General features: G+C 63.4%; 22 protein-coding genes. 11 read left to right on the forward strand and 11 right to left on the reverse strand.

The features are described 5' to 3' along the window. The first annotated feature begins 107 nt into the window (after window positions 1-107). Together FIU81_RS07660 and FIU81_RS07665 are read left to right on the forward strand one after the other, a co-directional pair. Window positions 108-1,286, forward strand: a complete 1,179-nt coding sequence (locus FIU81_RS07660; RefSeq protein WP_124113008.1) for an ammonium transporter — start codon at window positions 108-110, stop codon at window positions 1,284-1,286. Between the two features lie 96 nt (window positions 1,287-1,382). Then, a complete protein-coding gene (locus FIU81_RS07665) occupies window positions 1,383-2,774 on the forward strand; it encodes a GntP family permease (protein WP_124113010.1) in 1,392 nt (463 codons plus the stop codon). On the opposite strand, the gene FIU81_RS07670 is transcribed toward FIU81_RS07665, so the two are convergent. Further along, window positions 2,771-3,262, reverse strand: a complete 492-nt coding sequence (locus FIU81_RS07670; RefSeq protein ID WP_254696027.1) for a gluconokinase — start codon at window positions 3,260-3,262, stop codon at window positions 2,771-2,773. The two genes, FIU81_RS07665 and FIU81_RS07670, sit on opposite strands and share 4 nt — an antisense overlap. A 28-nt stretch (window positions 3,263-3,290) precedes the next feature. Further along, a complete protein-coding gene (locus FIU81_RS07675) occupies window positions 3,291-3,734 on the reverse strand; it encodes a type II toxin-antitoxin system RatA family toxin (protein ID WP_124113012.1) in 444 nt (147 codons plus the stop codon). Window positions 3,735-3,801: 67 nt separating this feature from the next. Here FIU81_RS07675 and hpt point away from each other — a divergent pair, with 67 nt between their 5' ends. The 5 genes from hpt (at window position 3,802) to FIU81_RS07695 (ending at window position 7,277) form a co-directional block, all read left to right on the forward strand. After that, window positions 3,802-4,338 carry a hypoxanthine phosphoribosyltransferase gene (gene hpt / locus FIU81_RS07680; RefSeq protein WP_124113014.1) on the forward strand — a complete coding sequence of 179 codons (537 nt, stop codon included), beginning with the start codon at window positions 3,802-3,804 and terminating at the stop codon, window positions 4,336-4,338. A 69-nt stretch (window positions 4,339-4,407) separates the two neighbouring features. Continuing rightward, window positions 4,408-4,872, forward strand: coding sequence for a c-type cytochrome (locus FIU81_RS07685; RefSeq protein ID WP_124113016.1), 465 nt, complete (start codon window positions 4,408-4,410; stop codon window positions 4,870-4,872). Next, complete coding sequence (locus FIU81_RS07690) at window positions 4,872-5,756, forward strand: cytochrome c (RefSeq protein WP_124113019.1); 885 nt, start codon at window positions 4,872-4,874, stop codon at window positions 5,754-5,756. Before FIU81_RS07685 ends, FIU81_RS07690 begins: the two co-directional genes overlap by 1 nt. Next, entirely contained in the window at window positions 5,753-5,929 is a 177-nt protein-coding gene (locus FIU81_RS16690) for a hypothetical protein (protein WP_172971427.1), read from the forward strand. Before FIU81_RS07690 ends, FIU81_RS16690 begins: the two co-directional genes overlap by 4 nt. A 178-nt stretch (window positions 5,930-6,107) precedes the next feature. Beyond that, window positions 6,108-7,277 (forward strand): type III PLP-dependent enzyme, encoded by a 1,170-nt coding sequence (locus FIU81_RS07695; RefSeq protein WP_124113021.1) that lies wholly within the window; start codon window positions 6,108-6,110, stop codon window positions 7,275-7,277. 18 nt (window positions 7,278-7,295) lie between these two features. Here the strand turns inward: FIU81_RS07695 and FIU81_RS07700 are convergent, their stop codons facing one another. The 5 genes from FIU81_RS07700 to FIU81_RS07720 form a co-directional block, all read right to left on the reverse strand. Continuing rightward, window positions 7,296-8,561 carry a PQQ-dependent sugar dehydrogenase gene (locus FIU81_RS07700; protein ID WP_124113023.1) on the reverse strand — a complete coding sequence of 422 codons (1,266 nt, stop codon included), beginning with the start codon at window positions 8,559-8,561 and terminating at the stop codon, window positions 7,296-7,298. 442 nt (window positions 8,562-9,003) lie between these two features. After that, a complete protein-coding gene (locus tag FIU81_RS07705) occupies window positions 9,004-9,414 on the reverse strand; it encodes a CatB-related O-acetyltransferase (protein ID WP_124113025.1) in 411 nt (136 codons plus the stop codon). Between the two features lie 158 nt (window positions 9,415-9,572). Beyond that, window positions 9,573-10,076, reverse strand: coding sequence for a 30S ribosomal protein S9 (gene rpsI / locus FIU81_RS07710; protein ID WP_124113027.1), 504 nt, complete (start codon window positions 10,074-10,076; stop codon window positions 9,573-9,575). Then, window positions 10,076-10,540, reverse strand: coding sequence for a 50S ribosomal protein L13 (gene rplM / locus FIU81_RS07715; protein WP_124113029.1), 465 nt, complete (start codon window positions 10,538-10,540; stop codon window positions 10,076-10,078). The genes rpsI and rplM overlap by 1 nt, the downstream gene beginning before the upstream one ends. 156 nt (window positions 10,541-10,696) lie before the next feature. Continuing rightward, window positions 10,697-12,049: a PLP-dependent aminotransferase family protein gene (locus FIU81_RS07720; protein ID WP_124113137.1), complete on the reverse strand. Its 1,353-nt coding sequence runs from the start codon at window positions 12,047-12,049 to the stop codon at window positions 10,697-10,699. 143 nt (window positions 12,050-12,192) lie between these two features. On the opposite strand from FIU81_RS07720, the gene FIU81_RS07725 reads away from it, so the two are divergent. The 4 genes from FIU81_RS07725 to speE all read left to right on the forward strand — a co-directional run bounded on the left by FIU81_RS07725 (window position 12,193) and on the right by speE (window position 14,490). Next, complete coding sequence (locus tag FIU81_RS07725) at window positions 12,193-12,423, forward strand: DUF1127 domain-containing protein (RefSeq protein ID WP_124113032.1); 231 nt, start codon at window positions 12,193-12,195, stop codon at window positions 12,421-12,423. 160 nt (window positions 12,424-12,583) lie between these two features. Continuing rightward, window positions 12,584-13,069: an adenosylmethionine decarboxylase gene (speD, locus tag FIU81_RS07730; RefSeq protein WP_124113034.1), complete on the forward strand. Its 486-nt coding sequence runs from the start codon at window positions 12,584-12,586 to the stop codon at window positions 13,067-13,069. 63 nt (window positions 13,070-13,132) lie between these two features. After that, window positions 13,133-13,642 carry a 2'-5' RNA ligase family protein gene (locus tag FIU81_RS07735; RefSeq protein ID WP_124113036.1) on the forward strand — a complete coding sequence of 170 codons (510 nt, stop codon included), beginning with the start codon at window positions 13,133-13,135 and terminating at the stop codon, window positions 13,640-13,642. Then, window positions 13,639-14,490 (forward strand): polyamine aminopropyltransferase, encoded by an 852-nt coding sequence (gene speE / locus FIU81_RS07740; RefSeq protein ID WP_124113038.1) that lies wholly within the window; start codon window positions 13,639-13,641, stop codon window positions 14,488-14,490. The genes FIU81_RS07735 and speE overlap by 4 nt, the downstream gene beginning before the upstream one ends. Here speE and FIU81_RS07745 read toward each other — a convergent pair. The 4 genes from FIU81_RS07745 to FIU81_RS07760 form a co-directional block, all read right to left on the reverse strand. Next, window positions 14,487-14,777, reverse strand: coding sequence for a DUF1330 domain-containing protein (locus tag FIU81_RS07745; RefSeq protein WP_124113040.1), 291 nt, complete (start codon window positions 14,775-14,777; stop codon window positions 14,487-14,489). The genes speE and FIU81_RS07745 overlap by 4 nt on opposite strands. Beyond that, the gene (alaS, locus tag FIU81_RS07750; RefSeq protein WP_124113042.1) at window positions 14,774-17,425 is read right to left on the reverse strand and encodes an alanine--tRNA ligase; all 2,652 of its coding nucleotides are present in this window, start codon (window positions 17,423-17,425) and stop codon (window positions 14,774-14,776) included. The genes FIU81_RS07745 and alaS overlap by 4 nt, the downstream gene beginning before the upstream one ends. 157 nt (window positions 17,426-17,582) lie before the next feature. Next, complete coding sequence (gene recA, locus FIU81_RS07755; RefSeq protein WP_124113044.1) at window positions 17,583-18,662, reverse strand: recombinase RecA; 1,080 nt, start codon at window positions 18,660-18,662, stop codon at window positions 17,583-17,585. A gap of 140 nt (window positions 18,663-18,802) precedes the next feature. Continuing rightward, a complete protein-coding gene (locus FIU81_RS07760; protein WP_254696028.1) occupies window positions 18,803-20,800 on the reverse strand; it encodes an ATP-binding protein in 1,998 nt (665 codons plus the stop codon). Window positions 20,801-20,850: the final 50 nt, after the last annotated feature.

The raw sequence follows: 20,850 nt of genomic DNA on the forward strand, positions 1-20,850 counted from the left end.
CGGGCAGTTATCGCATTGCCGAAAATTGCAGCAGTCCGGCGCTTCCAAATCAGGCACCCGCCCGTTCTATCCCCATCCACAAATTCCAAGGGAGAGAGGGACACCCCATGGTCGGAGCCGACACCGCCTGGATCATCGTCGCAACGGCGCTGGTTCTATTCATGACATTGCCGGGGCTTGCACTGTTCTACGGGGGCCTCGTACGCGCCCGCAACGTGCTGAGCGTCTTCATGCAATGCTACGCCATCGCCTGCCTGATGAGCGTTCTGTGGCTGGCCTTCGGCTACTCCATCGCCTTCGGTGACGGCGGCGCACTGTGGGGCGGCCTCGGCAAGATGTTCCTGATCGGCATCGACGCAGATACGTTGGCGGGCACCATCCCCGAAGTCCTGTTCTTCGCGTTCCAGATGACCTTCGCCATCATCACGCCCGCCCTGATCGTCGGCTGCTTCGTCGAACGCATCAGCTTTGGTTTCGTGCTGCTGTTCTCTGGCATCTGGATGCTGCTGGTCTACGCGCCCGTGGTTCACTGGATCTGGGGTGGCGGCATGATGGCCGACGGCGGCATCTTCGGAGAGATCGGCGTGCGCGACTTCGCGGGTGGCATCGTGGTCCATGAAACCGCCGGTCTGGCCGCTTTGGTCATCGCCGTCATGCTGGGCGCCCGCAAGGACCGCTCGAAGCCGCCGCACAACCCCGGCCTGGTGTTCATCGGTGCCGCGATGCTGTGGGTCGGCTGGTTCGGCTTCAATGGCGGCTCTCAGCTGGCCGCCGATGGCGGGGCCGCGATGGCGCTGACGGTCACGCATATCTCTGCCGCCACCGCATCGCTGACATGGGCGCTGTGGGAACGGATCAAATACGGCAAATCCAGCCTTGTGGGTATCGTCACCGGCACCATCGCGGGCCTAGCCTCGATCACGCCAGCGTCGGGCTTCGTCGGCCCGATCGAGGCTCTGATCATCGGTGCAGTCGCCGGTGTGCTGTGTCAGGAAGCCGTGAACCTGATCCGCAATCGCTTCGGCATCGACGACACGCTGGACGTCTTCGCGGTCCACGGCGTCGGCGGCATCTTCGGCACGATCATGATCGCGGTATTCGGTCAGGGCACGTGGGTTGCGCAATTGGGCGGGCTTGCCGTCGTCGGTGTCTTTACCGTCGTGATGACCGTCGCCATCGCGCTGGTCTGCAAAGCCATCGTCGGAATGCGGGTGCACGAAGAGGCCGAGACAAGCGGTCTCGACCTGACGCTGCATGGCGAACGCGCCTACGACATCACCTCCTGATGGATCGGAGGGCGGCCGCGCCGCCCTCTACTCCGGCCTTTCCGGGCCACGGCTTTCGACTACGTGTTCTTGCGTAATCAGTAAGGATACCGTTCCATGGACCCGCAGACCGAAGCCGCGTTGGGCACCACCCCGCTTCTACTGATCGCCGTGGGGTCCATCGCCCTTCTGCTGATCCTGATCATCCGCTTTCACCTGCACGCGTTCCTTGCGCTGATCGTTGTCAGCTTCCTGACTGCCTTTGCCGCTCGGGTGCCTGTGGATGAGATCCTTGACGTGCTCACCTCCGCCTTCTCCGACACGCTTGGATCGGTAGCCCTTCTGGTGGGCCTTGGGGCCATGCTGGGCCGGTTGCTGGAACGCTCAGGAGGTGCGCAAGCGCTATCGGACGCCCTGATCGCCCGGTTCGGAGAAGACCGTGCGCCGCTGGCGCTGGGCCTTGCATCGCTGGCCTTCGGCTTTCCGATTTTCTTCGATGCGGGCCTCGTGGTGATGCTGCCCATCATCTTTAGCGTGGCGCGACGCGTCGGCGGCGGACTGCTGGTTTACGCTCTTCCCGTCACCATCGCGTTCTCGGTCATGCATGCCTTCGTCGCGCCCCATCCCGGCCCCGTGGCCGCGGCGGAACTGGTCGGCGCAGAGATCGGCATTGTCACGCTGGTGGGCCTTGCCGTGGCGCTGCCCACCTGGGCCGTGGTCGGCTGGGGCGCGGGCACCGCAATGGGGCGCCGCGTGATCCGCGACATTCCCGACTTTCTGGGCCGCAAAGACCCGGACGAGGACGACCTGAACATCGATCCCCCATCGGCTGGCACAGTTCTGTGGTTGCTTATCCTGCCCATCGCGATCATCTTCGTGAACACCGGCCTCGACACCCTACGTGCTGCCGGGTTCGTGGACGGAAAGGCCGGTTGGTACACGCTGGCCCGGACCATCGGCGCCACGCCAGTTGCCCTGCTGATTGCCGTGCTCGTCGCGATCTATGTGCTGGGCGTGCGCCGCGGCATCCCGCTAGCGCGGATCGAGCCGCTGCTGAACGGCGCGCTTGGACCCATCTGCGCGATCATTCTGATCACCGGTGCGGGCGGTATGTTCGGCGGCGCGCTGGCAGCGTCTGGCATCGGCAGCGCGATTTCCGGCGTGTTCGAGGGCATCGGCCTGCCCGTCATCGTGTCCGGCTTCCTGCTGGCCTCTGTCCTGCGGATCGCTCAGGGGTCTGCGACCGTAGCGCTTATTACCTCTGCCGGTTTGATCGAACCCGCTCTGACAGAGGCCGGTGTCGAGGGCATCGCCCGCGCCGCCGTGGTCGCGGCCCTCGCCGCCGGATCGGTCGGCTACAGCCATGTGAACGATTCGGGATTCTGGCTGGTCAGCCGCTTCTTCGAGCTGGACGTGAAGACCACGCTCAAGACATGGACGGTGCTGGAAACCCTGGTCGCACTGGTGGCCTTTGCCATCGCCTGCGGGGTCTACGCGTTGGCTATTTAGGTCAGCGCAGCGACCACACGGTCGATGATCTGATCGGGCGACAGTTCGATATCCACCGTCACGGCCCGTTCGTCGGCGCCGGGCTCTTCCAGCGTCGCCAGTTGACTGTCGAGCAGGTCCACCGGCATGAAGTGGCGGTCGCGATGTTCCATACGGTCGATCAACGTCTCACGCGCCCCTCGCAGATAGACGAACACCACGTCGCCCGCTTTGCGCCGGATCAACTCGCGATAAATCCGTTTCAGCGCAGAGCATCCGATGATCGTGTCGGCGTCCAGTTCTTGCCCGACACGCTCCAGCCACGGCCAGCGGTCGCTGTCCACCAGCGGCACGCCTTCGGCCATTTTGTCGATATTGTCTTGCGGATGCAGCGCGTCGCCGTCGATATACGTCAGGCCCGTTCGCTCGGCCAACATCTCTCCGATGGTGGTCTTGCCGCAGCCCGACACGCCCATGACGACGATCGGGCCCGTTACACGATCACTCACTACCTCAACCCCAGTCATAGCCTTGTCTTCAGCCGTAACGCTTCGCGGCCTCACGCTCGAACGCGCGAACGATCCGTTGCATGGCATCGTTGAAGAACATCGACGCCGCCGAGCCAAGGATGCGGCTCTTGAAGGCGAAGTCCACGTCGAACTGTACCTCACAACCGCCATCGGCGTCGCGGAACTGCCATATGGATTCCATGTGGTGGAATGGGCCGTCCAGATAAGACGTGTCGATCTGCTTTTTCGCCGGGTCCAGCACAACGCGACTGCGGAATCGCTCACGGAAGACCTTGAACGAGATCACCAGATCGGCTTCCAGCACCTCTGTCTCACCCTCGTCGCGGCGTGAGGTGATGCGCGCGGCACCGATCCATGGAATGAACCCCGGATAGCTTTCCACGTCCGCGACAAGCGCGTACATCTGGTCGGCGGTATAGGGCAGCTTGCGGGTCTCAGAGTGCTTGGGCATATCGGTCCGGTGTCATCGCGTTCCAAGCGATGTCGGCCAGCACGCGCGCGAAATCAAGGGTGGCGGCATGACGCAAGACGATTACACGGTGTCCGAGATGATCTCGGCCAAATCCATTGCGGCCCGGATCGAGGCTCTCGCGCGCGAGATAGAGACGCATTTCGCCAGCACCGAGAAACTGGTCGTCGTGGGCCTGTTGCGCGGATCGTTCGTGTTCATCGCCGATCTGGTGCGCGAGTTGAAGCTGCCGGTAGAGGTCGATTTTCTCGAAGCCTCTTCCTACGGCAACGCGATGGAAAGCAGTCGCGAAGTGCGCGTTCTGAAAGACTTGTCCGGCGCCATCGAAGGCCGCGACGTGCTGGTGGTGGAAGACATCGTCGATACCGGTCACACGCTGAACCACGTTCTGGGCATGCTGCGCCGCCGCGGCCCCGCACGGCTGGAAACCATCGCGCTTCTGGACAAACCGTCCCGGCGCGAGGTCGATATTCGCGCCACGTGGATCGGCTTCGACATCCCGGATGAATTCGTCGTCGGCTACGGAATCGACTACGCGCAGCGCAATCGCAACCTGCCCTTCATCGGAAAGGTTTCGCACAAGTAACGCGGGCGTGATTATGCGATTGCGTCCGGCGGTGGTCTGCTACTTTCCAGCACAACAGGGAGAGAGCCCATGAAATCCGCAATTCTCACCATCGCCGTTCTCGGCATCGGCGTCGGTCTGGCGCAGGCCGCCAGCCACAGCCAGACACCCGCATCCGTCAAGGCGCGGCACGGCATCATGCAGAACTATTCGTATTCACTCGGCACGCTGGGCGACATGGCCAAGGGCGAGGCGGAGTATGACGCGGAACTGGCGCAAGCCGCCGCAGACCGTCTGGTCGCTTTGTCCGCAATCCCGCAGACCGGCTACTGGGTCGAAGGCACATCGTCAGAGGATCTGGACGACAGCCGCGCCCTGCCCGCGATCTGGGAGAACATGGACGACTACCTCTCTGGTTTCGACGAACTGAACGAAGCCGCCGTGTCCATGGCCGCCGTCGCCAGCGACGGGCAAGAGGCGTTGGGCCCGCAGATGCAGGCGATCGGCCAGTCTTGTGGCGGCTGTCACGAAGATTATCGGATGTCCAACGACTGATGCGCTTCCCGCTTCTGACTTTCGCCGCCATCGCAGCGGCGGGGGCCGCAGTCGGATGGTGGATCACCGCACCCGATCCGCTGACCGCCGCCGATCTGGATGGCATCACGGGCGATGCGACGCGCGGCGAGGCGCTGTTCGTGCAAGCGGGCTGCGCATCCTGCCACATAGGCCCGGACAGCGACTCTGGCCTCCTGTCGGGCGGGCAGGCGTTCCAGACAGCTTTCGGCACCTTCTACGCGCCGAACATCTCTCCCGGCTCCGAGGGTACGGGCGACTGGACAGAAGCCCAGCTGGTCTCGGCCCTGATGCGCGGCGTCGGTCCTGGCGGATACCACCTGTATCCCGCCCTGCCCTACACCAGCTATGAGAACGCCGACCCACAGGACGTGGCCGACATAGCGGCCCATCTGGCGACGCTCCCGGTCTCGGACCAACCCAGCCAGCCGCACGAGTTGTCGTTCCCGTTCAACATCCGCCGCACCTTGGGCGCATGGAAGTTTCTTTACGCGGATCGCGGCTGGGTGCTGGACGCGCCCGCGACACCCGAAATCGAGCGGGGCCGCTATCTGGCAGAGGCCCTGTTTCATTGCGGCCAGTGCCATACACCCCGCACCGCGCTTGGCGGCATGGACCGCGAGCGTTGGCTGCAAGGCGGCCCCAATCCCAACGGGCGCGGCGACATTCCCGGCATCGCGCCGAATCAGCTCGATTGGTCCGACAAGGACGTCGCCGCCTACCTCAAGACGGGCCTGACGCCCGACTACGACAGCGCGGGCGGACACATGGCCGCGGTGGTGCGCAACTTGTCCACGCTGCCGGACAAGGATATCGACGCGATCGTCGCCTACCTGCGCGCGATCCCGGAGACCGCCCAAGAATGACCTTCCGCTGGCTGCTGCGTGCGAAACGCTGGGCGCAAAACCCGCCCTCTGCCGGGATGGTGAAGTTCGTGCTTGCGATCATCGCCGTCTGCATCGCGCTTTACCTGTATGATCTGGCTTACGGCTGGCCCGAATGGCTGACGGTGGACCAGCGGATGCGCGCCCCGCGCTGATTTTTCGGGCACTGCGTGAAGGAAAACACTTGCGTAAATCCCGATCCGGCCCCATATCGCCGCCCAAGACGCCAACGCACGCGCCTCTGGTTCTGTCGGACCCGATCCGCCTCATGTAGCGACGGTAACGTCTCCAGTAGAACTTTGGGTGGTCTTCGGGCCCCCGGTCCCATCGGAGATGACAATGAATTTCCAATCAACCGACGCCGTCGGCCGTATCTCTGCCCCCTCTCTGGAAGAGGTCGTGGCGACGCATCACTTCGAACAGCCGACGCTGGTGCTGGACACGTCCATCGTGGCCGCGAACTTCCGCGCGCTGGATGCCGGTCTGGGCGACGCCGTGATCCACTACGCCGTGAAGGCCAACCCGGCCCCCCAGATCATCGAGACTCTGGTCGAAGAAGGCGCAGGCTTCGACGCCGCATCGCGCGGTGAGATCGAACTGTGCCTGTCGATGGGCGCGCGACCCGACCACATCTCTTTCGGCAACACGATCAAGAAAGAACGGGACATCGCCTACGCCCACCGGGTCGGCATCACCCTGTTCGCCGCCGACGCCGAGGAAGAGCTGGAGAAGATCGCCCGCAACGCCCCCGGCGCGCGCGTCTACATCCGCATCATCACAGAGCCCAACGGTGCCGACTGGCCGCTGACCCGCAAGTTCGGCTGCGCGCCAGAGCGGGCCGAAGCGCTGCTGTCCTACGCTTCCGAACTGGGGCTGGACCCGGTTGGCCTGTCGTTCCACGTCGGTTCGCAGACCCGTTTCGCCTCGCAATGGACGCACACGCTGGGTCAGGTCGCCGCCGTATGGCACAACGCCCGCGCGGCTGGACATGACCTGCGCCTGCTCAACATCGGCGGCGGCTTCCCCGCCTTCCATGGCGAAGATATCGACGCCCCCACCGACTATGCGTCCGCCGTACGCGCGCAGGTTCGCGATCTGTTCGGCAACGTCGAGACTTTGATGGCCGAACCGGGCCGCAGCCTCGTCGCCGACGCAGGCATGATCGCGGCAGAGGTCGTTCTGGTGTCCCGCAAGTCCGAAACGGACCTGCACCGCTGGGTCTACCTCGACATCGGCCGCTTCTCTGGCTTGGCCGAGACCGAGGGAGAGGCGATCCGCTACCAGTTGCAAACTTGGCGCGATGGCGAAGAGACCGGCCCCTGCATCCTTGCTGGTCCTTCGTGTGACAGCGTCGACGTGCTGTATGAAAAGCGTCCCGTCCAACTGCCGCTATCTTTGCGCGCGGGCGACCGGATCGTCATCCGCAACTGCGGCGCCTACACCTCGACCTACGCATCGGTCGGCTTCAACGGCTTCCCGCCGCTAGACGTCATGGTGATCTGATCCTGTAGCGGGTCGGCCCTAGCGGCTGACCCGCCAGATCGTGTTGCCCACGTCATCCGCCACCAAAAGCGCTCCGTCCGGTGCGACCTCTACGCCCACGGGCCGCCCATAGGCGTTGCCCTCCGCGTCCAGAAAACCCGAAAGCACCGTTTGCGGCTTGCCAGACGGCATTGCGCCACTGAACGGCACGAAGACCACCTCGTAGCCAGATGCAGGGACGCGGTTCCATGATCCGTGCAGGCCTACGTAAGCCCCCTGCCCATGGCCCAGCTGCGCGCCATCGGCAAAGGTCAGCCCCAGCGGTGCCACATGCGCACCCAAGGCGTAGTCCGGTCTCAGCGCTTCGCCCTCTGGCCGTGTGCCTTGATCCACGCGCGGATCGGGCGCACCGCCCCAGTAGACATGGGGCCAACCGTACCAATCCCCGTCGCGCACGCGGGTCAGGTAATCGGGCACCAGATTATCGCCCAACTCATCGCGCTCGTTCACGACCGCCCAAATCATGCCCGTGCCCGGATGCACGTCCATCCCCACGGGGTTGCGGATACCCGTCGCGTATTCCCGCACCGCACCCGTCGCCGGATCGACCTGCAGCACCGCTGCGCGCATCTCTTCCGCCGCCAAACCGTTCTCGCCGTGGTCGCTGTCCGCACCGACCGAGACGTACAGCTTGCCTTGATGCGCCAGCAGCCCCTTGGTCCAGTGCCGATTGGTGCCCTCGGCTGGCAGATCGGCCACATGTTCTGGCGTGCCCACTTCCGTCTGGCCCGCCGCAAAAGGCACGCGCACCAGCCCATCGGTGTTTGCCACGTAAAGATAACCATCCATCAGGGCCATGCCGAAGGGGCTGGTCAGGTCGTCCAGCAGGATCGTCCGCCCTTCGGCCACGCCATCCCCGTCCGCGTCGCGCAGCAGGCTGATGCGATCGGCAGAGGGCACCCGCGCCCCCGCGCGCCCCATCACCAGACCTTCGACGAAACTGCGCAGCCCCTTCGGCCCGCTATCCTGCTTGTTTGCCTCTGCCACCAGCACATCGCCGTTGGGCAGAACATGCATCCAACGCGGATGGTCGAGGCCGGTGTGGAACGCCTGCACCGTCAGCCCCTCTGCCGCCACCGGTGCAGCCCCTTTCGGCCAGCCCTTCGCAGGGGCGATGTTCACCGTGGGCAAAAGCGTCTGGCGCGGTGCCGGAAGTTCAGGCGTCGCCCCTTGTGTCGTCGACAGGGACGGCGTGTCCCGCTCACCGCAGGACAGAAGAAGGGCGCAGATCAGAAGGTACCTCATACCAGCAGGCTAGACCGCGACGACGGGCAGAGGAAGAGGCAACACCTTTGCAAGATAGCAGAGCACTTCGCCCGCAGAAGGGACCAGTGCTGGAGGTCCTCTTGCGGCGCGGTGACTCGCAAGATCGGCACGCAGTGGAAGGCGCACGGGCGCGGTTGAAGTCCCCGCCGCATGGCCGCCTTACGCCATCGTGGCCGCCTTCATGACGACAACCGCGCTGTCCGTGCTTGCCGGACTGCCGATGCGAGAGAGGCCATGACCCAGGAAACACCTGTGCCAACAACCGCCGAGGAGAACAGCATTATGCGGCGTCGAGAATATCTTGGATACGGTCCAGAGTTTCTGGCGTCGGTTCGCCCGACAGCAGCGGTGCAATCAGGCGGATCGTCTCGATGTCGCGGGTCCACCATTCCATGGCACAGAGACGCGCCGTGATCTCTGGCTAGAACCGGTCGCGTATCTTGCGCGCAGGGTTGCCAGCCCAACCCTCGAAGGGGCCAACATCGCGCGTCACCGTTGCATTGCCGCCGATTACCGCACCATCGCCGGTGGCGACACCAGAAAAGATTGTCACGTTGGACGCGATCCAGACGTCAGAGCCGATGGTAACGCCACCGCGGGTCGTCGGGTGTCCGACGATGCCGGTTCCGCCCAGTTCCTCTGCGAAAATGTGGCCGAACGGAAAGGTCGTGATCCAGTCCGTGCGATGTCCGCCGCCAAGGAACACCGTCAGACCTTTGGCGACCGAGCAGAAATCACCGATCCGCAGATTGGCGCTTTCTTTCCACTGGCGGACGGTCATCCGGTCGTGGCCGTAGGTGAACCGACCGACCGCGACCGAAGAACGTTCCACCGTCCAGCCTGCGCCGTCAGCGCCTTTTAGGGATGTCGCCTCCCCGCTTGGATCTCCGCCGAAACATCGCGTTGCGTCACGCTCTTAACACAGCAGGCGAAAAAAAGGGCGGCGCGCAAGTCCTGCGGGCCGCCCTTTCGGGATCGTAAGATCGCGCCTTAACGCTTCGAGAACTGGAAGCTACGGCGAGCCTTGGCCTTACCGTACTTCTTACGCTCGACCACGCGGCTGTCGCGGGTCAGGAAGCCAGCGGCTTTCAGAGCACCGCGCAGGGACGGATCGTACAGCTGCAAAGCCTTGGAGATGCCGTGCTTCACAGCACCGGCCTGACCGGACAGACCGCCGCCCTTGACGGTGGCCTGCACGTCGAACTGGCCTTCCACATCGGCGATCTGGAACGGCTGGCGCAGGATCATCTGCAGCACCGGGCGCGCGAAATACTTGGTGTAGTCGATGAACTCGCCCTTGTTGTTACGGATCAGGAACTTGCCGGTACCCGGCTTGATCCAAACGCGCGCAACGGCGTCCTTGCGCTTGCCCGTGGCGTAGGCGCGACCGAATTCGTCGCGCACCGGCTCACGGGGGGCTTCCATCTCGACCTCGGCAGAGGTGCCCGAGACGGCCTGGTTCAGCTCTTCCAGAGAGGTAACTTGCTCGGCCATTACTTGGACTCCCGCGTGTTTTTCTTGTTCATCGCCTTCACGTCCAGCACTTCGGGCGACTGCGCCTCATGCGGGTGCTCGGCCGACGCATAGACGCGCAGATTGGTCATCTGCTGACGCGACAGCGAACCGCCGGGCAGCATGCGCTTGACGGCCTGCATGACCACACGCTCGGGGTACTTGCCCTCAAGGATGGCGCCGGTGGTGCGGGACTTGATGCCGCCCGGATAACCGGTGTGCCAGTAGTTCGGCTTGTCGCGCTTCTTGCCCGTCAGCTGCACCTTGTCGGCGTTGATGACGATCACGTTGTCGCCCATGTCCATGGACGGCGTGAAGGAGGGCTTGTGCTTGCCGCGCAAGCGCATGGCGATGATCGAGGCAAGACGACCCAGAACGACGCCCTCGGCGTCGATCAGGATCCACTTCTTGTCGATATCCGCCGGGGTAGCGGTAAAGGTTTTCATGGCTCTTCCTGTTCGTTCACGGGAAACGCCACGCGCCCCCGGTCAATTCGGATGGACGGGTTCTAACCATTGGGGCAGCGCAGTCAATGCCCGACCTCACACAAATAACACACGAAAACAGCACCTTACGAATAAGGTATCTTGATACCCCATAAATCACACCTCGATCACCTCTGTCGGGTTGTCCAATAGCACACGCAACCGCTGCATGGCCTGCGCAAAGACGGGTAGCGGGACCTGTCCGTTGATCGCCATGCGCACCGCGTGGGGGGCGGCCGCATCGCGCAGAACGAAGTCCTCGGCAGAGCGCATCTGCACGCCGACCGCTTCTGCCTCGCGCACAAAAGCCGCCGCGCGCCAGCCCTGCGGCAGCGTCAGCCACAGGAACGGAACGTCGGGCCGCCATGCCAGATCGTAGCCGCCAAGGATGTTCACTGCTTCCCGAACGTAGTCGCCCACGGCCAACCGCAAGCGGTCCATCAGGGCGTAGGTCTCATCGCGGCTCAGGATATCCTCGGCCACATCGGCCAAGGGACGCGCCAGCCCGAAAAACCCGTACTCCGCCGCGCGCCGCAACGCGGTGCGATGCGCTTGCGGCGCCACCGCGAAGCCGATGCGCAACGCGGGTGTCAGTGCCTTCGACAAGGACGACACGTGCCACCCCAGCTCTGGCAAAAGCGCGCGGTAGGTCGGGCCGGTGGGCTGGCCAAGGCGGTAGCAGTCATCCTCCAGCACATGGATGCCGCGGGCGGCGGCGACGCGGGCGATCTGTTCCCGTCGGTCGGTCGGGGTGACGATCCCCGTGGGGTTGTGGATCTCGGGGCTGGTGCAAAGCACCTGGATCTCGTGCCGCCGCGCGATCTGGTCGAGCGCATCGGGGATGATCCCCTGCGCGTCCATCGGCACACCCGTCACGTCCGCCCGCAGCAGCTGCGCGGCACGACGGAAACCGGGATAAGACAGCTCTTCCACCGCGACCTGCGGCGCGCGGCCTTTCAAAACAGCCTGTAGCACAAGCGAGATGCCGGACTGCCCGCCGTGGGTCAGAACGATGTCCTGCTCGTCCAGCGTCCCCATGATCGTCCCACCCAACCAACGCAACACCGCACGACGCGCGGGCGCGAAGGCCTTGGACGTGGGGTAGTCCAAAAGATGCGCGGGGGGCCGCATCGCCAACCGCCCGAAGGCGGCATGCAGATAGGCCACCTGCCCCAGATCCGGAAGACGCGGAGACACAAGGCTGATACGACCATCTGCCTCTGTATCGTCCGGCACCCAAGGAGACGGGCCGAATGTCGGCAGGCCGGTGACTTTGGGATCGGCCACGAAAGTGCCGCGCCCGACCTCGGCCCGCAGTATGCCTGCATCGGTCAGCGTCGTGTAGGCCCGCGCAACGGTGCCGGGCGTGATACCAAGCTGCCACGCAAGCTCCCGCACCGGCGGCAAGCGCGTGCCGGGCAACAAGGCACCCGACGCGATCCGGTCCCGGATCAGCTCGGACAGCCGCATATATTTCGGACCGGTGCCGGTCAGCCCTTCAGGAAATATTGTATCGGTCACAATTGAACACTTTCACCAGAGCCTACGCGTATCGTATCAATACTGTATCGTATCACGATATTGTATCAATACAAAACGAACGGAGCGGAGCCATGGCCTCTGACGCATTCACCTTCCCGGCGCACCCGAACACGAACGGGACCATCCCGACAATCGTGCGCCGAAAGGGCGTGCCGTGGCCGATCTCTACCCTTATCCTGTGGCAAGAGCGGGTTCGGATGCGCGACCAATTGCGCACCAGCCCCCCAGAATTGCTGGACGATATGGGGTTGGACGCGCAGATGGTTCGCCTTGAGTGCAGCATGCCGTTCTGGCGCGCCTGACTTTTTTCCGATTTTTTCCTTGCGCGGGGGGGCACCTGCAATTAGGTGCCCCTTCACGACACGACGGGGACGATCCCAACTTCAGGCGACGCTATACGATACGACCTGGGGGGGCGCTAAGGACCCACCAAATCCATCTACTGGCTGAAAGGGGCACTCCATGGACGGAGCCAACCTCTTCCAACTGGGGATCGGTCTGGAGACAGGCGCCCAAGCGGAAGATCAACCTCGCGACATCTTTGACGATGCGCGTGACGACCACTTCATTCGTGACGACGAAGGCCGCGTTTTCGCGGGCCGTCACCTTATCATCGAGGTCTGCGACGGCCACGGTCTGGACGACGAGGCGCGCATTCAACAGGCGTTCCGCGATTGCGTCGAGACCTGCGGCGCGACCTTGCTGCATATCCACACACACAAGTTCTCGCCCCAGGGCGTCAGCGGCGTGGCTGTGCTGGCTGAAAGTCACATCAGCGTCCACACGTGGCCCGAAATCGGTTACGGCGCGTTCGATGTGTTCATGTGCGGAGATGCCCGCCCCTGGCTGGCGGTCGATGTGTTAAAGAAGGCCTTCGCCACTTCCGACGTGCGCGTGAAAGAGCTTCTGCGCGGTGACGGCGTCGTGAACGAGATCGTCGCGGCGTGATGACAGGCCGGGGGCTCTGCCCCCGGACCCCCGAAGTATTTTCCGAACAGTGAAGGAGCGGCCGTGGCGCTGATCCTGACCCTAGGCTTCGAGCCGGACAGCTTCGCGCGGCTGGAACCTTTGCGGCAGCAGTACTTCCCGCCCGCACGCAATTTCATTCCCGTGCATGTGACGCTGTTTCAGCAGCTACCCGAAAATGCGTTGAACCGCGTGTTGGGCACGTTGGCAAACGCAGCCGCTGGCGAAGCACCCCTTCCCTTCCAGGCGACCGGCATTCTGGATTTCGGCGGCGGCGCTGCCGTGGACCTAGAATGCCCCACAGCCCGCGCCTTGCAAACCCGGTTGCGCAACGCATGGTACGATATCCTGACCGACAGCGACGACCGACTCCGCAAATTGCACGTCACGATCCAGAACAAGACTGATCGTGAGACGGCGAAGGCCACGCAAGACAGCCTGCGCGCGGGCTTCACCCCGTGGGACGGGGTTTTCGACAGCCTTCTTCTTTGGCACTACCGCGGCGGCCCGTGGGAGCGGGCCGGCACATTCCCCTTCACCGGAGACCACGCATGACCAAGATGGATGGATGGAGCGTCGAGCAACTGCACGACGGCTACGCGCAGGCGCACCGCATGGACCGCGTTCTGTATGACAGCGAAACCGACCACCAGCGCATCGTCGTCTTCGACAGCGCGCAATTCGGGCGCGTCATGACTCTGGACGGCGTCGTACAGGTCACCGAGCGCGACAACTTCATTTACCACGAGATGCTGACCCACGTGCCGATGATCGCCCACGGGACCGCAAAGCGCGTTCTGATTATCGGCGGCGGCGATGGTGGCATGGCGCGCGAGGCTCTGCGCCATCCGGTCGATCAGGTGACGATGGTGGAAATCGACGCGGGCGTGGTGGACTTCTGCCGCGAATACCTGCCCGGCATCTCTGATGGGGCGTTCGACGATCCGCGCCTTGATCTGCAGATCGCTGACGGCGCCGATTTCATGCGCGACACCGACGGCGGCTTCGACGTGATCATCGTCGATTCGACCGACCCCGTCGGCCCCGGAGAGGTGCTGTTCACCGACCATTTCTACGGCCACGCCAAACGCGCGCTGGCTCCCGGTGGCATCCTGGTCACACAAAACGGCGTGCCGTTCCTGCAGGGCGACGAGCTGACCGGCACATTGCGCGCCTTCCAGACGCTCTTCGCCGACACCTACGCCTTCGTCGCGCCGGTGCCGACCTACCAGGGCGGCTTCATGGCCTTTGGCTGGGGCACGGACAGCGACGCGCGGCACGTGGATCTAGCGACCGTCGAACGCCGGATTACGCAGATCGACCTGTCGGGCGACTACTACACGCCCGAAATTCACAAGGCCGCCTTCGCGCTGCCCGGTTACATCAAGAAGCTGATTCCCTAGTCTTCGGTCAGTTCGACGATGACCAGATCACGCTCGGATGCGCCCCGAGCGTGGCTTAACGCTTCCTGATAAGCGTCCGAGTTGTAGCAGGCCTCTGCCGCCTCGACGCTGGGGAACTTTGCGACCACATGGCGCGCGCGCTCGGCCCCCTCCAGAGTGACGTACCGCCCGCCGCGCGCCATGAACGCGCCGCCGTGTTCGGCGATGGCAGGCCCGGCCAGTTTCGCATATTTTCCGTAGGCTTCTGCGTCCGTCACGTGGACATGCGCGATCCAAAGTGCGCTCATTGAATAACTCCCTTCGCGGCCAAGATGGCCTGTTCAGCGTTGCTGGCATCCTTGGCACCGCCCTGCGCAAGATCGGGACGGCCACCGCCACCCTTACCGCCAAGCGCGTCGACCGCCGCTTTCACCAAGTCGACCGCAGATACGCGGTCCGTCAGATCATTTGTCACGCCCGCCGAAACAGCGACCTTGCCGTCAGCCTCTGCGATCAACAGCACGGCACCCGATCCCAGCTTTCCTTTCTGCGCATCGATCAGCGACGGCAGATCCTTGCCGGTGACGCCAGACAAGACCTGCGCGACGAAAGCCACGCCGTTCACGTCTTCCGCCGTCGGGCCGGCCGCATCGCCGCCGCCCATCGCCAAGTCGCGACGCAGTTGAGACACCTCGTTCTCCAGCTTGCGCCGATCATCCGCCAAAGCACGCACGCGATCCGCAAGATCGGCAGGCGAGGCCTTCAACACCGCCGCCGATTGCACCAACTGCCGCGACTGCGCCATCAGGTGATCCAGCGCCGCCTGCCCCGTCAGCGCCTCGACCCGGCGCACACCCGAAGACGATGCGGCATCGCCGGTGATGACGCACAGCCCGATCTCACCCAGTCGCGACACATGCGTGCCGCCGCAGAGTTCGATCGACCAGGTATTCTGATCCGGCCCCTTGCCCGTATCGGCAACGCCCATGGACACGACGCGCACCTCATCACCGTATTTCTCACCGAAGAGCGCTTGCGCGCCCAGCTCGCGGGCCGTGTCGGGGTCCATGATCCGGGTCGTGACCGCGCTATTCTGGCGGATGAAGTGGTTGATCCGATCCTGCGTGCGCGCGATCTCATCGGCGCTCATCGCTTTCTGATGGCTGAAATCGAAGCGAAGACGCTCCGCGTCGTTCAGCGAGCCGCGCTGCGCGACGTGGGTGCCCAGAACCTCGCGCAGTGCCTCGTTCAGCAAGTGAGTGGCCGAGTGGTTCGCCCGGATCGCGCCACGACGGTTCGCATCGACCGCCAGACGCGCCGCGTCGCCTTCGGACACCGTGCCCTCTGCCACCGTGCCGAAGTGTACGAAAACGCCTGCGACCTTCTTGGTATCGGTAACGTCGATCCGAGCGTCGGCGGTTTCGATGACGCCACTGTCCCCGACCTGACCGCCCGATTCCGCATAGAATGGCGTTTGGTTCACGGCGATCTGAACCGCATCGCCCGCCCCGGCCGTTCCCTTGCGTTCGGTGCCCGACACGACGGCCAAGATTTCTCCCTCCGCGCGCTGGTCATCATAGCCCAGGAATTCTGTGATCCCGTGGGAGTCGGCCACATCGAACCAGACGGTCGCGTCTGCTTGTTCACCCGATCCGACCCAGCTTGCGCGCGCCTGCGCCTTCTGAGCTTCCATCGCGCTGTCGAAGCCCTCGGTGTTCACGCCGCGCCCCTTTTCACGCAGCGCGTCCTGCGTCAGGTCGAGCGGGAAACCGAAGGTATCATACAGCTTGAATGCCGTCTCGCCCGGCAGATCGGTGTCATCCGGCAAGCGGGCCAGCTCGTCGTCCAACAGTTTCAGACCGCGCTCCAAAGTCTGGCGGAACTTCGTTTCCTCCAGCAGCATCGTCTCTTCGATCATCGACTGCGCCTGCCCCAGTTCGGGATAGGCCTGTCCCATCTCGGCCACGAGCGATGGCACCAGACGGTGCATCACCGGGTCCTTCGCACCCAGCAGATGCGCGTGACGCATGGCCCGGCGCATGATTCGGCGCAGAACGTAGCCGCGCCCTTCGTTGCCCGGCAGCACGCCATCGGCCATCAGGAAAGAGGTCGAGCGCAGGTGATCCGCGATCACACGGTGATGCACATTACCATCGCCGAACGGATCGGTGCCGGTCGCCTGCCCGGACGCCTCGATCAGAGCGCGGAACAGGTCCGTGTCGTAATTGTCGTGCTTGCCTTGCAATAGCGCGCCGATCCGCTCCAGCCCCATGCCGGTGTCGATGGACTGCGCGTCCAGATCGCGGCGGGTGCCGTCGGCGAATTGCTCGTACTGCATGAAGACGAGGTTCCAGATCTCGATGAACCTGTCGCCGTCTTCATCCGCGCTGCCCGGAGGCCCGCCCCAGATGTGGTCGCCGTGATCGTAGAAGATCTCGGTGCAGGGACCACAGGGGCCGGTCGGGCCGGCGGACCAGAAGTTGTCGTCCGTCGCGATGCGGATGATCCGCTCATCCGGCAGGTTTGCGACCTTCTTCCAGATCGCGACCGCCTCGTCGTCGGTATGGTACACGGTGACCAGCAGGCGGTCGGGGTTGATGCCGAACTCCTTGGTCAGCAACCCCCACGCGAGCGCGATCGCGTCTTCCTTGAAATAGTCCCCGAACGAGAAGTTGCCGAGCATTTCGAAAAACGTATGGTGCCGTGCCGTATAGCCGACGTTGTCCAGATCGTTATGCTTGCCACCCGCCCGCACGCATTTCTGCGCGGTGGTCGCGCGGGTGTAGTCGCGTGTCTCGACCCCGGTGAACAAGGTCTTGAACTGCACCATCCCGGCGGCGGTAAACATCAAAGTGGGATCGTTGCGGGGGATCAGCGGCGAAGAAGCCACGATCTCGTGCCCGTTCCGGCCGAAGTAACTTAGAAAGGACGAGCGAATATCGTTGAGACTTTGCATGGTGCGGCTTTCGAGAACTGCGTTCCCCGCGATCTATCGCTCAAGGCACCCGACGACAAGGAAAGCCGCGATCCGTATGTTCCCAGCGTAAAAAGAAGACGGGCCGAAGTCCGTGAAAGACTTCGGCCCGCATTGGATTAGCAATAATCTGGTCCGCTCAGTCCATCAACGCATCGTCATCCGCATCGCTCGACGCCTCAGATCCGTCGAAATCGAGCCCGTGACTGGCGCGGATCTTGTCTTCGATCTCCCACGCGGTCTGGGCATTTTCCTTCAGGTAGGTCTTTGCGTTTTCACGCCCCTGCCCGATCCGCTCGTCGCCGTAGCTGAACCAAGCGCCGGATTTATCGACCACGCCAGCCTTCACACCAAGATCAAGGAGTTCGCCAGTCTTTGAGATGCCTTCACCATACATGATGTCGAACTCGACCTGCTTGAACGGCGGGGCGACCTTGTTCTTCACCACTTTCACGCGGGTCTGGTTGCCCACAACCTCGTCACGGTCCTTGATCGCGCCGATACGGCGAATATCCAGACGCACCGAGGAGTAGAACTTCAGAGCGTTGCCACCCGTCGTCGTTTCCGGGCTGCCGAACATGACGCCGATCTTCATGCGGATCTGGTTGATGAAGATCACCGTGCAGTTCGTGCGGTGAATAGAGCCCGTCAGCTTGCGCATCGCCTGGCTCATCAGGCGGGCATGGACCCCCACGGAACTGTCGCCCATGTCGCCTTCCAGTTCGGACTTCGGCGTCAAGGCGGCGACCGAATCGACCACGACCATGCTGACTGCACCTGAGCGCACCAGCGTATCGGTGATTTCCAGAGCTTGCTCGCCCGTGTCGGGCTGAGAGATCAGAAGCTCATCCAGATTCACGCCCAGCTTGCGCGCGTATTGCGGATCGAGCGCGTGCTCGGCGTCGACGAAGGCGCAAACACCGCCCTTTTTCTGTTCCTCTGCCACGCAGTGCAACGTCAGCGTGGTCTTGCCCGACGATTCGGGACCGTAAATCTCGACGATGCGACCCTTCGGGATGCCGCCGATGCCCAGCGCGATATCGAGGCTGAGCGAACCGGTCGACGTGCATTCGATGTCGGGCAGCGGGTTGTCGCCGCCCAGCTTCATGATCGAACCCTTGCCGAACTGCCGCTCGATCTGTGCCAGTGCGCTGTCGAGCGCTTTCTGCTTATCCGCGTTCTTCTTGTCAGCCATATCCAGAATATTCGCCACGCCCATGAATTTCGCTCCTTGTCGCATGTCCGCCGAGGGGCGGCAACGCCTGCTTCGTTCGCCTATTGTTCTGCAGTCAACATTGGGCACGAAACAAGAACATTGCAACCCTTTATCCACAGTCACACGAATTGGTTAAGGCTTGGTTAGCGCAGTTTGGCTTGCACCGTTTCGATCAGATCGGCTAGCGAGAACGGCTTTTGCAAGAACGTCGAATTCGGGATCGCAGCTTGAGTGTGAGAGAAGCTTTCCTCTGCATAGCCGGACATGAATATCGTGCGTACGTTCGGTCGCGCGATCAGCGCTTCCTTCACCCACGACGGACCATCGCGGCCCGGCATGATCACGTCACTCAGGAACAGGTCTATCGCCAGATCACCGTCCTGCAAGACGTCCAGCGCTTCTTCCGCGCTTGAAGCTTCCACGACCGTGAAGCCACGCATTTTAAGCGCACGGGCGACGACGGCACGCACCGGGGCTTCGTCTTCCACCAGAAGAACAATACCAGAGGTTTGATTGGTCGCGCTAAGGGTGGGCTGCACGGCGGGCGCGGGTGCTGCCACCTCGTCCAGAGCTGGGAGGTACAAGGTAAATGTCGTGCCTTTTCCAACGATCGTATCGGCGAAGATGAACCCACCAGTCTGTTTGACGATGCCGTAGACGGTGGACAAGCCCAGTCCCGTCCCCTCACCCGGTCGTTTGGTTGTGAAAAAAGGCTCGAAAATCTTGCCCAGCTGGTCCGCGGGAATGCCGTGGCCGCAGTCCGTGACGCGCACCAGCAGGTAATCGCCCGGCGGCACGGTGGCGCGATCCCTCGTCAACGTCGAGTCCAGATACTGGCGCGTCGTCGTGATCGCGATCGTTCCGCCTGTCGGCATCGCGTCGCGGGCGTTGACGACAAGGTTCATGATCGCCTGATCGATCTGCCGTGGATCTGCGCGAACGACCGACGATCCCCCCTCGTGCCGAATGGACAACGTCACCTTCTCGCCCACCAACCGATCCAACAGATGTGTCAGGTTCGACAGGGATTTGCGGATGTCCACGTTTTCGGGCCGCATCGTCTGCTTGCGCGAGAACGCCAGAAGCTGCCCGACAAGACTGGCCGCGCGGTTGGCGTTCTGGTTGATCTGTTCGAGATCTGCGAAGGCCGGATCGCCTTCGTCGAACCGCATGAGAAGCAGGTCGCAGTGCCCGCGAATTGCCGTGAGCAGATTGTTGAAATCGTGCGCGACCCCGCCTGCAAGTTGGCCGACGGCCTGCATCTTCTGGGACTGGACGAACTGTCCTTCCAACGTCTTCATCTCGGTCGCGTCCTGCAGCACGGCAACAAGGCGCGACCCCATCCGGTCAAGCGTGACTTGCAAGAAGCGATCTGACTCTCCGCGCGACGTTCGCGCGATTTCGGGACGACGCAGCGTGCGGCCCGACACGGCCTCGGCCAGCCAATCGTTCACAGGACGACCGAGCCCCTCTACCAGATCGGCGAAAGCAGGCGTTTCGTCTTCGGACATCGACAGGAACTCGGCGGCGGCGGCGTTCGCGCGCAGGACGGTGCCGGTATCGGACAGTTCCAGAAGCGGGATCGGAAGACTGCCGAACCCCATGTCATTCGGCTCAGCCGTGTCAGCAATGGCGGGTTCCAGGCGCCAAAGAAGGTCCCCATGGTCCATGCGTCGAACGCTAAGCCAACCATTGGGCTTGGCGTCTTCACCGATCGCGATTCGCGTGTCGCCGCGAGATAAAGCCGCCGCACGCAGTTCCGCGAACCTCTCTGCGGTATCCGCGGCATGACGGTTCAGCGCTTGGCGCACGCCATCGCCACCCGCCTGCCACAGCAGACGGCCTTGGGCGTCGGTCAGAAGTGCGTCCCCTGGCAGATCCGCATGCAGCGCGAAAAGGGCATCGCGCAGTGCAGCGCGGCGTAGTCCGCGCCACCAACCGAAGCCAAGCAAGACACACAGCAAAACCGCCAGCGTAGCCGAGCAGGCCGCGAAGATCGCACCGAACGGAGCCGACAGAATAAGCGATAGCGCAAGCGCAACAACGACGGCTGCCGCCAGGGCCATAAAGCCCCGCGCCGTGAAGTCGGGCGTCTGATACCCGGTCATGTCGCTTGAGTGCAGCACGGCCACCCCTGTCATTTCGCCCATCCCTGACAGGCAAAGATTAACGGGCGCTTAAAGCCGACCGG

The sequence above is a fragment of the Palleronia sp. THAF1 genome, assembly GCF_009363795.1.
GTDB lineage: Bacteria > Pseudomonadota > Alphaproteobacteria > Rhodobacterales > Rhodobacteraceae > Palleronia.